The sequence below is a fragment of the bacterium genome (assembly GCA_026708015.1).
GTDB lineage: Bacteria > Actinomycetota > Acidimicrobiia > Acidimicrobiales > Bin134 > Poriferisocius.
Genome location: JAPOVT010000025.1, coordinates 24,139 through 38,201, shown reverse-complemented (window position 1 = coordinate 38,201; position 14,063 = coordinate 24,139). Strand labels below are relative to the sequence as shown.

The following is a 14,063-nucleotide window of genomic DNA, read 5'->3' as shown; positions in this document are numbered from 1 at the left end:
CAGATGGGAGATGTGCAGGCTCTCACCAGGGCGAAGTTCCTCAACGAGCACTGTTCGCATCCGACGGGTGCTCGCCACCCGGCTCAGCAGGCGGAGACCCCATGCAACTCCCCCCAGGAGGAGCCATACCCGGCTGCCTCCCATGATGCCGCGTCGAATGGCTTGGCGGCGTAGATACCTCAAGGGATCGGGCATGTTGATTCAGACTCGGCGGACTTCGACCACGGTCCGGCTGGCGCGGCCGCGTCTGCGCCCCAACCAGAAGGCCAGCACCGCCAAAATCACAAGAGCCACCATTCCCGCTCCCAGAACCGGGGTGCGAGCCGCTTCCGCAGTGTGGTCCAAGCCCCCCTTCAACTCCTGGAACTTGTCCCTGATTTCGTCCCGGTCGATTGGACCGCGGTCCAAATTCACATCACTCACGAGCGGTCTCCCTTCGATAGCCGAGCTCTGATCACAACCGCCGCGGCCAGCACCACCACCACTCCGGCGAGCACAACCACGTAGGGCAAAGCGCTCATGTTGCCGTCGAAGACACCCGAAGCCTCAGTCTGGAGCAGGCGCAATCCGGCAATGACCAAGAAGACGAGGCCCACGCCGATGCTCAATGCACCGAGAACGCCGAACTTGAGCGTCTTGGCGAGTCTCGTCAGCGGCGTCAAGATCTCTTGGCGGGCATATCCGATCAACAGGTCTTTCAGCTCTTCGACCACCTTTTTGGGCAAATTGCCGTTCTTGGCGGCTGTTGAACGTTTCGACAATTGTCCTCCTGTAGGTCTTTCCGGCAAGTAGCCAGCCTATCCCGGCGGAATCCGCTACCCCATTTCGATTCTGGCCCGAATGATCTCTTCGGCATCGGCCAGGAATTCCGCCAGCAGACCCAAGCGATGGGCGGCGCTGTCCGCCGTCAACAGCCGCTGGCGGTCAAATGGGCCCATGGGCGACAAAGACGCAAGCTGCCAAACGGCGGTCGAGGGGTCATCGGACACATCAAGGGTTGCCGGGGGCCCGGGAGCCCCCAATTCGGACTGCAAGGCCAGTACTCGGCGCCACGCGGCCGCTACGGGGGGCAGACCAGCGGCCACTTCTGCCTCCGCGTCGCGGCCAAGCTCGGTATCGGGCCAGTCTTGAACCTCGGCCTGAGGATAGGGATCGTCCTCCAGCCACTGGGAGACCTGAATGCGGCGCATGCCTTCGGCAACCAGACCCCACCGCCCATCGGGAAGCTCTTGGGCGTTGATGATCCTGGCCGCGGTTCCGGTGTCGGTTCGGGTGTCTCCACCGCCGACTTCACTGCCTCGTTCAATCAGCACCACGCCGAATTCCCGGTCCCCTTCCAAGCAGTCCTTTGTCATCTGCCGGTACCTGGGCTCGAAAACGTGGATAGGCGCCACCATCGTGGGCAACATCACCATGCCCAGTGGGAACATCGGCATCGTCGGGGTTTTGGTCATGACGAGAACATCCGCAGGGTGGTGGTTGTCTTGGTAGCCCGCACAACGCTCGGTGCCGTCAGCCGACTTGGAGCGGTTCGAGGCCGATGTCGTCGAGGCTCGGCTTCGCCCTCAGGGTGGCCAGATGCCGGACGATGCGGTTCTCCAGATCCCGAAGCGCCTTATTGTCGGACGCGTCTTGCTGGTTGGCGATAAAGGCGAATGTCATCTCCTGGCCTCGGCCTATGTCGATATAGCCGATCATCGCGGTGGCGTTCGATGAGCCGCCCGAAAAGGCTTTGATCCTCCCGGGATCTTCGACACCGGCAAACCGGCTCTGAAGCGAGGGGTCCTCGGCAGCGGTGGGCAGGAGTTCATGGAAGAAGGGACTGAACTCGTCGCTGTCGAGCAGTGTGGTGAACACCGAACAGGTTGCGACATTGGCCGGATCTAGACCAGAGCCATCGAACTGTAGGAATTGAGATTGTTCGGAGTCAATCCCAATCCTAGCCAGCACATTGTCGATCGCCTGAAGCCCGGCTCGAGTGCTTCCCACCCCCGTCGTAAATCGTCCAATTGTCTTGACCAGCAACTCAGTGGTCTCGATGTCTCGATTGTCGAGGATCTGGTCGTAGTAGTCGGATAGGGGCGCCGACTCGATGCTCCCCAGTATGTGCGTTACATCTTGCTCTGGGATGGCCTCCGAGCGAGGACTGCGGCGAATCACCACATCTCGGGCTTCGAGCATGTCGTCAAAGAGCGCAGCAGCAAAGAACGGTGGATCCTCAGCCACATGGTAACCGGCTGCTTCTTCCGTAGCCTCCTCGACCACTTCTTCGCCTTCCTCGGCCAAGTCCGGAACTGGGAACTGCACCCAACCGTCATTAAATTGGAGCCCTAGTTGAGTGCCGATCTGCTGATCTTCGATAACGCTCGCTGGCCAAGAAGGCACATAAGGCAACTCGCTAAAGAGAGTGGCATCTCCTACCACCGCGCCCGTGACCAAGACCAGCCCGAAGTCCACTAGCTGTTGGGCTAGAGCCTCAATTGGAGTGTGAAGCCGATTCGCCCCCTCGTCTAGCGTCGCCAAATAGTCTGGCGTCAGCAGCAGCGGGTCGCCTCCACCGACCAGGTAGATGTCGCCATTTACTACCCCATCTTCCTTCGGCGCAATGGACATAACCCAAGTGGTGAACGTGTAATCAGGACCGAGTTCTTTGTGTGCGGCAGCCAGAGTGGGTAGCAACAGAGCCTCAGTTGGCATCACCTGGATGCTCGCGTTGCTCTCGTGGAACGTAGTGCCTCGGCCGTCGAGGGTCACGTGGACACAGGCCGACGAAGGCGCAGTTGCCATCAGTTCGTCCAGAACGTCGAAGAAGTCAGACTGGGTCAGCGAGGGAGCCAGCAAGGGGGTGAGGCGGCGGGTGGAGACGAGAGGGGTGCCAACGCCGGGGGGTACTGAATCGTCGGTGGCCACCTCACCCAAGTTTTCGTGAAACTGATTATTGAGGTAGTTGGAGCCGAGTAGCGCTGCGAAGGCGACCGCAAGCAGCAGTACTGGCGTTACGATTCGACGCACTGCGGTCATCCTAGGTTGCGCTTGCGCGGGCCGACGCACCTCTTGGCATCTCGCAGGTCACGATGCCGCGGAACAATGCCGGTTGCGCCACCGAGCGTGCCACCACAAGTGGTCTAGGGCTCGCACCGCGCGGTCAGCGGAGGGAAAGCAATATCGACCCTCAGCAGCCATTGCGACCGCGCCGGCATTGCCCGGTTGGGTGACGGCCAATTCGGTCGCCGCCAATATCGGCTTGCCGGTCCTGACTGAGGCTTCGGCTGCCGCTTTGGCAAAGCGGCCGTCTTGACGCTCGTGGTACTCGCATATTCGAGCCAGATCAGCCGACTCAAAATACGGGCCCGAACGCAAATGGGACGCGGTATTGGCTTGAATGCCCATACCGAGGTAGATCACCGCGTCGACCTCCGGGTGGTCGGCAACCAGGTTGATGGCGTCGGGAATGGTGTCGCGGCTCTCACCCCCGGCCAGGTCGATCGGATTGTTGCGGCTCCAGCGGGGCGGAACGAGGCCGTCAATGGCCGCTTCCAGATCAGAGGGCAGGGGAATCAGTTCCAAGTCAGAGTTGGACACCGCATCGGCCGCGATCACACCCCAACCACCCGCGCTGGAAAGAACCAGGGTGCGCGGACCGGCCGGCAGCGGCTGGGTGGCAAAAGCTGCCGCCGCGTCATACGCCTCTTCGATGGTGGCGGCTCTGACTGCCCCGCTTTGACGGACCATGCCGTCGAATAAACGGTCGTCGGTGGCCAGCGCCCCGGTGTGGCTGGCTGCGGCCTGAGCTCCCCGCGCGGTAGTCCCCCCTTTGACCAATACAACGGGCTTGGCCGCAGCGGCTTCCCGGATAGCCGTCGCAAACCGCCGGCCGTCACCCACTCCTTCCACATAGGCAGCCATGGCCTTGGTGAAGGGGTCGTTGGCAAACCAGCCCAGATAGTCGACCACCCCCACCATGGCGGCATTGCCCGCGCTTACTGCCCGGCTGATGCCCACTCCGCTGTGAGCGGCATAGTTCATGAAGGCCGACACCAGGTTGCCTGATTGGCTGGCCACCGCGATGGGACCAGCAGGCGGAACTGGAGCCACGATCTGGGCGGCGAGCTTGGCCGGGGTGGAGATCAGCCCCTGGCCGTTGGGCCCGGCTACGACAATTCCCAGCGAATGGGCCAACTCGATCAACTGGTCTTCCGCTCGGGATCCCTCAGCCCCTGCCTCTCTGAATCCCCCGGAGGCGATGAAGGCCGCGCCGATTCCTCGGTCTGCCGCTGACCTCAAGATGTCGGGGCAGGCTTGCGGCGGGGTGCAGACCATCACCAAGTCAGCTGCTCCGTGTGGTACTTCATCGACCGAGGCCAGAGTCTCGACCCCCAGAATCGTGGGCTGCTCCGGGTTGGTGGCGAACAATCGCCCGCTGAAACCGCCCGCCAGCACATTGTGGAGGGCTACGAAGCCGAACTTCCCGGGATGGGTGGAGGCCCCCGCCACCACAACTCCCCGGGGATTGAAGAAGAGGTCGAACGGTGATGGGCTCATGGATTGCTCATCACTACAAGGCCATCCACTGCCACCGGTTGACCGTCCCTAATCACCAGGGGATTGACGTCGATAGCCTCGATCCCCTCCCTGCAACCTGCCTGAGCCAGGCCCAACAGGGTGGCTGCCAGAGCACTTTGGTCCACCGCGGGCTCACCCCGCAGCGGAGCCAGAAGAGCGGATACCTCCAAGTCGTCGATCATGTCTTGGCAGTCGGCTTCGCTCACCGGTAGAAGTCGGAACACCACCTCTCCGACCGCCTCGGCCAGCACCCCTCCCAAGCCGAGCATGAGCGCGGCTCCGAACTGTTCGGTTTGCACTACTCCAGCAATGAGCTCCCGGTGTCCTTCGACCATCTCCGATACCAACAAGGCCACCTCTCCGTCGTCTGCGGTGGCCAGTGCCAACAGGTCCTCGGCCGCGGATCGCACTCCATCGGGGTTGTCCAGTCCCAGACGCACCAGTCCGCGCTCGCTCTTGTGGGCTAGCGCCGGACCGCACAGCTTCACTGCCACCGAGCCCCCGATTTCCACCGCGGCATCGACCGCCGCTTCCGCAGAATGGGCCAACTTGTCTCGGCTCACCTGGATGCCGTGGGTGGCCAGTAGCTGCTTCGACTCGAATTCCGACAACGTCTCCATTCCCATCCAAGCTATCTGGCTGCGCCGGTACCGCTCACTCCGGTAGCTGCTCTCGGCCCATTGCTGCTGGGACAGTACTGCTGGGCGATACTGTTAGGTAGCCCAGAACCTGATGTAACCCCCGTGCGTGCTCTAGGGTCACACCCGTGGTTGCCGCAATCGGCAGTCGTACCTGACTCGTTGGGAGTTCAAGCAGTGCAGTTTGTGATCGCGGTCGCGGTAGGAATCGCCCTAACTCAGTTGGCCAATCTGGCCACCACGGTGTACCTGCATCGCGATTTGGCCCACAAGGCTGTGCAACTCCATCCCGCGCTTCGCAGCATATTCAAGGTGTTCTTGTGGATGGCAACCGGGATTTCTGCCCGGCAGTGGGCCGCGGTCCACCGCAAGCACCATGCGTACACCGACACCTCTGAAGACCCCCATTCACCCGCCCGGCTGGGCTGGCTGCGGGTGCAGCTCACAAATGCTGCCCTCTATCGGCGATCGGCTCGCGATCCCCGGACTACAGAGCGTTACGCCAAGGACATCCCGGTGACCGCGCCCGATCGCTGGCTGCTCAACCGCGGCATCATCGGACTCGCCCTGGGTATCGCCATCCTCATTTGGTGGCTGGGAGTCGTGCCCGGCATCGTGGCCGTGGCAATCCACACCGTGGGCTATATCGGCCTGGGAGGCTCGGTGAACGGGGTGGCCCACACCTTTGGGCGCCGACCGTTCGACAACAGCGCCACCAATGTCACCTGGCTGGCGTGGCTTACCTGCGGCGAGGGCTACCACAACAATCACCATGCTGCGCCAACGTCAGCCCGCTTCGCTCGCCGCTGGCACGATTTCGACCTGGGCTGGTGGTTCATCAGCGTGGCCAGCATGCTGGGTTTGGCTCGAATCCGACACGCCAATGTCGACGCCCTGGCCTCTCGTGCTACCACCTCTGTCCAGGTTTGATCCCGGATCTCCCCCGGGTTGATGTAACGTAGCGTTTTTTCCGCTGTCGGAGCCTCCTGCCGGGCTAGCGTGCAGGTGTGAGCAGGTATGGGGCCGCTTTGTCCGAGCATCCCGATTCGGCCAGCGCCGTTGGCGAGGTGCTAGGCGAGATACTCGAAGTAGTAGGCCCTTCTCCTGATTTGGCCGTGGTATTCACATCGGCCTCCCATCGGGAGGCGATAAGCGAAGTGGCCGACGCCATCCATCAGGTGTTGGCCCCTTCGGCACTTGTCGGAGCTACCGCAGTATCGGTGATTGGCGGGCCCCTCGAGGTGGAGGAGCGCCCGGCCCTGTCCCTCTGGGCCGCTGCCCAGTGCCCGTCCCAATCTATTCGGCTTGAAGCTGTTCGCGGCCCCGACGGCTGGGCCGTGGGTGGGATGCCGGCCAATGCCACAGGAACCCTCTTGGTGCTCCCCGACCCGTTCACTTTTCCCAGCGAAGCCCTGCTGAACGCAGGACCTGAGATGACGGTAGTGGGGGGACTGGCTTCAGCTGCCGGGCGACCGGGGGATAACCGCCTGATCCTGGGTCGGCAAGTTTTCGACGACGGCGCGGTCGGGGTTCTCCTAGACCCCGAGGTCGAAGTGCGCACCGTCGTATCTCAGGGATGCCGCCCCATAGGCCAGCCCTTCACCATCACCAAGTCGGAGGGCAACATCGTCTCAGAGATGGGGGGCCGATCAGCGGTAGACCGGTTGCGGGAGACGTTGCTGAGTTTGGACGAGGCCGAACGGGCACTGGTGTCAAAGGGCTTGCATATCGGAATCGTCATCGACGAGCACAAGTCTGAGTTCGGCAGAGGCGACTTTCTGATTCGCGGTCTGATCGGCGCTGACGAGGCCACTGGCGCGCTGGCCGTAGGCGATTCCCTCGAAGTGGGGACCACAGTTCAGTTTCAGGTCCGCGATGCGGCTACCGCCGACGAAGACCTACGCGAGCTGATGGCTGATGCATCAGCGGCATCAGCCCTGGTATTCACCTGCAACGGCCGGGGCACTCATCTATTCGAGGGACCCGACCACGATGCCGCCGTTGTCCACGAGGCACTGGAGAGAGCGCCGGTGGCGGGGATGTTCTGCGCCGGCGAGCTCGGCCCTATTGGCGGACGCAATTTCCTCCATGGGTTCACCGCCTCGGTGCTGCTGTTCCCATGACCACCTGAAAGGATCGATACTTCTATGGCTGAGTTCCCTGCTGCTCTCGAAGCCCAAGGCATCAGCGTCATCCGCGGTCTGGCTATGGACGCTCCCCACCAAGCCCGCTCCGGGCATCAGGGAACAGCCATGGCCATGGCACCGCTAGCCCATGTGCTCTGGACCCGCATCATGCGCTACGACGCTGACGACCCGGGGTGGCCCGACCGTGACCGCTTCGTCCTCAGCGCGGGCCATGCGTCAATCCTCTTGTACTCCATGCTCCACCTGACCGGTCAGGGACTGTCCCTCGACGACCTCCGGGACTTTCGCCAATGGGGCAGCCGTACTCCCGGACACCCCGAAACCGGCCACACCGCGGGCGTTGAAGTCACGACCGGCCCGCTTGGGCAGGGCATCGCCAACGCGGTGGGGATGGCGGTGGCCGAGCGCTGGCTGCGCCACCGATTCGGCGCCGACGTCTGCAACCACCGAGTGTTCGCCCTGTGCAGCGACGGTGATCTCTCCGAGGGCATCAGCCATGAGGCTTCCTCGCTGGCCGGCCACCAGCAGTTGGATCGCCTGATCTGCATCTACGACGACAACCGGATCACCATCGACGGCTCCACCGGCCTTTCCCTGTCCGACGACGCCGCCCAGCGATTTGCCGCCTATGGCTGGCACATTGTGAATCTGGGGGAAGCGGCCGAAGACCTTGACGCCCTCGAAGCGGGCATCCGCGCGGCTATGGCGGTTGGCGACGCCCCGTCTCTGATCGTCCTGCGTAGCCACGTCGCCTACCCCTCACCCGGACAGACCGACAACCACGAGGCTCATGGCTACTCGCTATTCGACGACGAGATCGCCGCCACCAAAGCAGTGATGGGGCTGCCCGCCGATGAGTCGTTCTATGTCCCCGCCGGCGTGGCCGACGCCTACCGGGCTTCCGGCCGCCGGAGCGCTCCCGAACGAACCGCGTGGCAAGAGCGGGTAGATGCCCTGGGTCCCCAGCGCTCGGAGTACGAGGCCTGCCTGGCCGGCCGTGGCCTGCCCGGCTGGGAGAACAAGCTGCCGTCGTGGCCGGCGGGCGAGTCGGTTGCCACCCGCAAAGCCAGCTCCGCTTGCCTCAACGCCATGGCCGACGCGGTACCCGGTCTGGTGGCGGGGGGAGCCGACCTCACCGGCAATACTGGCACCAACCTCTCCGACACCGAACCGCTGAACTCGGCCCATCCTGCGGGGCGCCAGCTCTACTTCGGCATTCGGGAGCATGCCATGGGCGCCCTGCTCAACGGGGCCGCTCTGCACGGTGGCTTGGTTCCGGTGGGCGGCACGTTCCTGGTTTTCAGCGACTACATGAGGCCCGCAGTTCGCTTGGCTGCACTGTCGGGGGCCCACAGCATCTTTGTCTGGAGCCACGACTCGGTAGGCGTGGGCGAGGACGGCCCCACCCACCAGCCCATCGAGCACGTCATGTCGCTGAGAGCCATCCCTGGCCTGCGGGTATTTCGTCCGGCTGACGGCAACGAGGTAGCCCAAGCATGGCGGCTGGCCGTCGATAACGACGGCCCCAGCGCCATGATCCTCACTCGCCAGAATGTGCCCACCCTGGAAGGTTCCTCGGCCGCCGAAGGAGTAGCCCGAGGCGCCTATACTCTGGCGGACTGCTCTGAGCCCGATGTGATCCTGGTGGGCACGGGCAGCGAGGTGTCGGTTTGCGTGGACGCTGCTGCTGCTCTGAGCCAGCAGGGCATTGCCGCCCGAGTGGTCTCGATGCCCTGCTGGGAACTATTCGCCGAACAAGATCCGACCTATCGAGATGCGGTGCTGCCGGACCAGGTGCCCAAGCTGTCGGTGGAGGCCGGGGTGACTCTGGGGTGGGAGCGATGGGTGGACCATCCGGTGGGAATCGATCGATTCGGAGCATCGGCGCCAGGGTCGGTTGTATTGGAAAAGCTGGGCATCAACCCGGACAACGTGGCCGCCCAGGCCGAATCGCTGGTCAGGAGCAAGGAGTAACGACAATGAGCAGTCTCGATGACTTGTATCGCGACTACGGACAGAGTCCATGGCTGGACAATCTGCGCCGTGAGTGGATCAACAACGGAGAGCTGTCCCATTGGGTGGAGCGGGGGGTAAGGGGGTTGACCTCCAATCCCAGCATCTTCCAGAAGGCCATGACCTCGGGAGACGAATACGACGAGCAGTTTTCCAGGCTGTTGGCCGAAGGCATGAGCGTTGCCGATGCCTACTGGGAACTCGTTCTGACCGATATCAGCGGAGCACTCGACGCGCTCGCCCCGGTACACGAGGAAAGCGACGGGATTGACGGTTTCGTCTCCGTGGAAGTTGATCCGAAGCTGGCCCGCGACACCGACAGCACCCTGGCCGCGGCCCGGGCGCTCAACCAGCGCGTTGACCGTTCCAATCTCTATGTGAAGATCCCCGGAACGGCCGAGGGACTGCCCGCCATACAGGCCATGACTGCCGAGGGTCGAAGCGTCAACGTGACCCTGCTGTTCTCCTTGTCCCGCTATGCCGATGTCATCGAGGCCTATCTCTGCGGCCTAGAAGAATGCGAGGGTGATCTGTCAACGGTGTCCGGGGTGGCGTCGTTTTTCATCAGCCGCACCGACACCGAGGTAGACCGCCGACTCGAGGCCATCGGAACCCCCGAAGCCCTGGCCCTGCGGGGCCAAACCGCGGTGGCTCAAGGCCAAGTGGCCTATCAGATCTTCAACCAGAAGTTCTCAGGCCCGCGCTGGGAGGCCCTGGAGGCGCGGGGAGCGCGCGTGCAAAGGCCTCTGTGGGCTTCCACTTCCACCAAGAACCCGGCTTATCCTGACACCCTCTATGTCGACCAGCTCATCGGACCCGACACCGTGAATACGCTGCCCGATGCCACCCTGGAGGCGTTCTTGGACCATGGCGAGCTGGCCCGCACCGTGGATGCCGACCCCTCCGCCGCTCAAGCGATTCTGGATAGAGTCACCGACGTGGGTGTGGATCTGGAGGCAGTGGCCAGCCGTTTGGAAGACGAGGGAGTGTCCGCATTCGTGAAGTCATTCGATGACCTGATCGAGAGCTTGACCGCCACCGCTGACCGATTGATGGAAGGCCATCAGTGACCTTTGTCGATTTCGGCAGCCGGGACTTGTTGGAGCTGGACCTGGCCGAGCTGATGGCCCGAGCCCGGTCGATTCGCGATCGGGCTCACGGAACGCGGGTCACCTATTCCCCCAAGGTGTTCATCCCCCTCACCATGCTTTGCCGGGACAAGTGCGGCTACTGCACCTTCGCCCAGCCTCCCGCCCGCCTGGAGTCGCCCTATCTGAGCGAACACGAAGTTCTGGCCATAGCCGAGGCTGGAGCGGCCGCCGGCTGCCACGAAGCTCTGTTCACCCTGGGTGAACGCCCCGAGTTGCGCTACCCAGACGCGGCAAAATGGCTTGCTCGTCACGGCTTCGAGTCCACGGTGGACTATTTGGCCCACGCCACCCGGCTGGTGGTGGAGAAATCCGGGTTGCTGCCCCACGCCAACGCCGGTGCGCTCTATCCCGAGGAGCTGGCCCTCCTCCGCAAGACCGCGCCGTCGCAAGGGATGATGCTCGAGACACTGGCCGATCTGGACTGCCACCGGGGATCACCCGATAAGACGGCTGAGCGACGTCTGGCCACTCTTGATGCCGCGGGAGAGCTGGCCATCCCCTTCACCACGGGCATCCTGGTGGGCATCGGAGAGACCAGGGTCGACCGAATCGACGCCCTAGAGGCAATCGCCGAGTCGCACCGGCGCTGGGGGCATGTCCAAGAGGTCATTGTCCAGAACTTCTTGCCCAAGCCCGGCACGGCCATGCACAACGCCCCGCCCTGCCAGCACGAGGAGTACCTGGAGGCCATTGCCCTCGCCCGCTTAATTTTGCCTGAGGAAATCCATCTCCAAGCGCCCCCCAACTTGTCTGACGATTTCGGCCAGTTGCTGGACGCCGGCATCGACGACTGGGGCGGCATATCCCCGGTCACTGCCGACCATGTGAATCCCGAGCGCCCCTGGCCGGCCGTCGACCGCTTGCGAGCAGTAACCGAAACCAAGGGGTTCTCCCTCGCACCCCGGTTGACCGTATACCCCGAATATGCCCTCGATCCGGAACGCTGGCTCGATGCCGACATGAGGTTTCCGGTGCTCGACCGCAGCGACGCCGAGGGGCTGGGCCGTCCTGACGACGGCGGCTGGTACTCCGGCGCGGACGCCGCACCGCCGGTGCTGTTGGCCCCGGCCGGCCAGAACGGCTCTGGCGACGGCCGCACCATCGCCGAAGGGGCGGTGGCCGAGGTACTGGCCGGAGTGCGCGACGGCCAGGAGGTCGGGGTGGATGAGATCGTCACCCTGTTCAGTGCCCGGGGATCCGAGGTAAGAGCAGTCGCCTCGCTGGCCGACGAGCTCCGCCAGGCCGCGGTGGGCGACGAGGTGACCTGGGTGTCCAACCGCAACATCAACTACACCAACGTGTGCACGTTCAAGTGTCGGTTCTGCGGGTTCTCCAAGGGGCCGCTTTCCCTCAACTTGCGGGGCGACCCCTACCTGCTGACCTTGGACGACATCGCCGAGCGCACCGCGGAGGCGGCTGATGCAGGCGCTACCGAAGTATGCCTGCAAGGCGGCATCCACCCCAGCTTCGACGGCGACTATTACATCGACGTCACCCGGGCGGTGAAGGACGCGGTGCCCGGCATCCATGTCCACGGATTCACCGCTCTCGAGGTGACCGAGGGCGCTCGCCGGCTGGAGGAGCCCCTGGCCGACTATCTGCGCCGTTTGATAGACGCCGGCCTGCGCTCGCTTCCCGGCACCGCGGCGGAGATCCTCGATGATGACATCCGAGAGGTGATCTGCCCCGACAAGATCGACACCGGCGAGTGGCTGGAGGCTCATCGCACCGCCCACGGCCTCGGTCTTCGGTCCAACGTGACCATCATGTTCGGGACGGTCGAGCAGCCTGTTCACTGGGCACGTCATCTGGTCCGCACTCGCGAGCTCCAGAGGGAGACCGGCGGGTTCACCGAGTTCGTGCCCCTGCCCTTCGTCCACATGGCTGCACCCATCTACCTGCAAAGGCGCTCCCGGCGGGGCCCCACCTTCCGGGAGGCGCTGCTGATGCACGCCGTGGGGCGCATCGCCTACCACGGCTGGATTCACAACATTCAGGCATCGTGGGTGAAGCTTGGAATGGCCGGAGCGGCCCAGATGCTTCAGGCCGGGGTCAACGACTTGGGTGGCACCCTCATCAACGAGAACATCTCCCGCGCGGCCGGCGCTTCCCATGGCCAAGAGGTGACCGAGAGCGATCTCCGCGAGCTGTGCGCACCCCTAGGCCGTCCCTTGCGCCAACGCACCACTTTGTACGACGCGGTGGCTGTCTAACTCAAGAGCTGGATCGCCTTCTCGACAGAGCGCCGGGCCCGGGTCAGCTTCTTCTCCTCCTCGGGGCGCGACGTCGCTCCCTCCTCCACCGCGTCGCGCAGCATCGCCATGGCCAAGTCGTCCAGTTGCTCGGCGATTTGCTCTAGCTGCTCGCGGATGTGCTCAGCCGTCATGGCCAATCGCCTCGTCCACGATTTCCAGGGGGTGGCGCACCACGACTCCAGCGTTGGCCAAATGGATGGTGCAGCCGGGATTGGCGCTAGCCACGATTTGGGCACCGGTGCGTTCAATGGCCTCCAGCTTGCGTTCTCGAATCGATGCCGCCAGCTCGGGCTGCATGGCAGCGTAGGCTCCACCCGCTCCACAGCACAGACCCTCGTCGTCCAAGGCCACCACGGTGGCAACGCGGGCCAGAACCTCGGCCACCGACTGGTGGGCTCGCTGAACATGGCGCAAATGGCAGGGATCGTGTACCGCCACCACCGTGTCCGAGCTCCTCACCGCCACACCTGGCAGCTCTTCGAGGCGTGGTGCCAGCCACTCATGCACATCCATAACCCGCCGGCTGAATGCAGCGGCCTCCGGGGTGCCCACCAGCTCGCCGTACTCCTTGAGAGCTGCACCGCAGCCAGCTGAGTCCACCAGAATCGGCGCTGAACCCTCCAGCGCCCTCATTGTGCGAATCGCCAGGGCGCGGGCATGGTCCTCCAAACCGGCGTGCAGCGACAACGCTCCGCAGCATCCCGCACCGGCACCCGGCAGAGAGACGCTGGCTCCGGTGGCCTCCACCACTCGCTTTACCGCGGCATGGGTTGACCGCTGCCAGGCATCCATCACACACCCGGTGAACAGCCATACGTCGTCACCAGATGCTCGAAGTCGCTCCTGGGCCAGAGGAATGAGGGGTAGGCCCAGCCGCCTGGAGGGGATTAGCCGCAATCGCTGGGCTACAGCCAAGATTCGCGAAAGCAGGTTCAACAGCCGCGGATGGCCGAGTACCCGGAATCCCCACCTCCGCCAATCACCCCGCCGCCTCCGAGCCAGAGAAGCTTGGGTAGCCTCCATCAGAGAACCGAAGGGAACCCCTGACGGACAGGCCGGTTCGCAACCCCGGCACTGCACGCAGGAATTCATCGAAGCTGAAAAAGCAGCGTCGACCGCTGCACCGTTGTCTTGCACCTCGCGCATTGCGCTTATGCGTCCGCGGGGCGACGCCCATTCCTCTCCGGTCACCCGGAATGTCGGACAATGGGGCAAGCACAGCCCGCACGACACGCACGAAGCCAGTTCCTCGGGGTCGATCCCCAAGGTAGGCCTTGAGGCTGATCCTTCGGGGTC

General features: G+C 63.8%; 13 protein-coding genes. 5 read left to right on the top strand and 8 right to left on the bottom strand.

Annotation, left to right across the window (positions count from 1 at the left end):
• Nucleotides 1-201: 201 nt before the first annotated feature.
• From OXG30_05650 to OXG30_05625, 6 genes are read right to left on the bottom strand one after another with little or no spacing between them, the layout of a single operon-like run.
• Nucleotides 202-423 (bottom strand): hypothetical protein, encoded by a 222-nt coding sequence (locus OXG30_05650; protein MCY4134381.1) that lies wholly within the window; start codon nt 421-423, stop codon nt 202-204.
• Nucleotides 420-761: a hypothetical protein gene (locus OXG30_05645; protein ID MCY4134380.1), complete on the bottom strand. Its 342-nt coding sequence runs from the start codon at nt 759-761 to the stop codon at nt 420-422. Before OXG30_05645 ends, OXG30_05650 begins: the two co-directional genes overlap by 4 nt.
• A 54-nt stretch (nt 762-815) precedes the next feature.
• The gene (locus OXG30_05640) at nt 816-1,454 is read right to left on the bottom strand and encodes an LON peptidase substrate-binding domain-containing protein (GenBank protein MCY4134379.1); all 639 of its coding nucleotides are present in this window, start codon (nt 1,452-1,454) and stop codon (nt 816-818) included.
• A 58-nt stretch (nt 1,455-1,512) separates the two neighbouring features.
• The gene (locus OXG30_05635; GenBank protein ID MCY4134378.1) at nt 1,513-3,012 is read right to left on the bottom strand and encodes a D-alanyl-D-alanine carboxypeptidase; all 1,500 of its coding nucleotides are present in this window, start codon (nt 3,010-3,012) and stop codon (nt 1,513-1,515) included.
• Between the two features lie 57 nt (nt 3,013-3,069).
• Nucleotides 3,070-4,542, bottom strand: a complete 1,473-nt coding sequence (locus OXG30_05630) for a CoA-binding protein (protein MCY4134377.1) — start codon at nt 4,540-4,542, stop codon at nt 3,070-3,072.
• Entirely contained in the window at nt 4,539-5,183 is a 645-nt protein-coding gene (locus OXG30_05625) for an acetate--CoA ligase family protein (protein MCY4134376.1), read from the bottom strand. The genes OXG30_05630 and OXG30_05625 overlap by 4 nt, the downstream gene beginning before the upstream one ends.
• Before the next feature lie 195 nt (nt 5,184-5,378).
• On the opposite strand from OXG30_05625, the gene OXG30_05620 reads away from it, so the two are divergent.
• The 5 genes from OXG30_05620 to cofH all read left to right on the top strand — a co-directional run bounded on the left by OXG30_05620 (nt 5,379) and on the right by cofH (nt 12,725).
• Nucleotides 5,379-6,131, top strand: a complete 753-nt coding sequence (locus OXG30_05620; protein MCY4134375.1) for a fatty acid desaturase — start codon at nt 5,379-5,381, stop codon at nt 6,129-6,131.
• A 77-nt stretch (nt 6,132-6,208) separates the two neighbouring features.
• Nucleotides 6,209-7,324: an FIST C-terminal domain-containing protein gene (locus OXG30_05615; protein ID MCY4134374.1), complete on the top strand. Its 1,116-nt coding sequence runs from the start codon at nt 6,209-6,211 to the stop codon at nt 7,322-7,324.
• Nucleotides 7,325-7,348: 24 nt separating this feature from the next.
• Nucleotides 7,349-9,322 carry a transketolase gene (tkt, locus tag OXG30_05610; protein MCY4134373.1) on the top strand — a complete coding sequence of 658 codons (1,974 nt, stop codon included), beginning with the start codon at nt 7,349-7,351 and terminating at the stop codon, nt 9,320-9,322.
• A gap of 5 nt (nt 9,323-9,327) precedes the next feature.
• Nucleotides 9,328-10,431, top strand: coding sequence for a transaldolase (gene tal / locus OXG30_05605; protein MCY4134372.1), 1,104 nt, complete (start codon nt 9,328-9,330; stop codon nt 10,429-10,431).
• 53 nt (nt 10,432-10,484) lie between these two features.
• Nucleotides 10,485-12,725, top strand: coding sequence for a 5-amino-6-(D-ribitylamino)uracil--L-tyrosine 4-hydroxyphenyl transferase CofH (cofH, locus tag OXG30_05600; GenBank protein MCY4134371.1), 2,241 nt, complete (start codon nt 10,485-10,487; stop codon nt 12,723-12,725).
• Here cofH and OXG30_05595 read toward each other — a convergent pair.
• Both OXG30_05595 and OXG30_05590 read right to left on the bottom strand, forming a co-directional pair.
• Complete coding sequence (locus OXG30_05595; GenBank protein ID MCY4134370.1) at nt 12,722-12,898, bottom strand: hypothetical protein; 177 nt, start codon at nt 12,896-12,898, stop codon at nt 12,722-12,724. The two genes, cofH and OXG30_05595, sit on opposite strands and share 4 nt — an antisense overlap.
• Nucleotides 12,888-13,682 (bottom strand): heterodisulfide reductase-related iron-sulfur binding cluster, encoded by a 795-nt coding sequence (locus OXG30_05590; GenBank protein MCY4134369.1) that lies wholly within the window; start codon nt 13,680-13,682, stop codon nt 12,888-12,890. Before OXG30_05590 ends, OXG30_05595 begins: the two co-directional genes overlap by 11 nt.
• Nucleotides 13,683-14,063 lie beyond the last annotated feature (381 nt).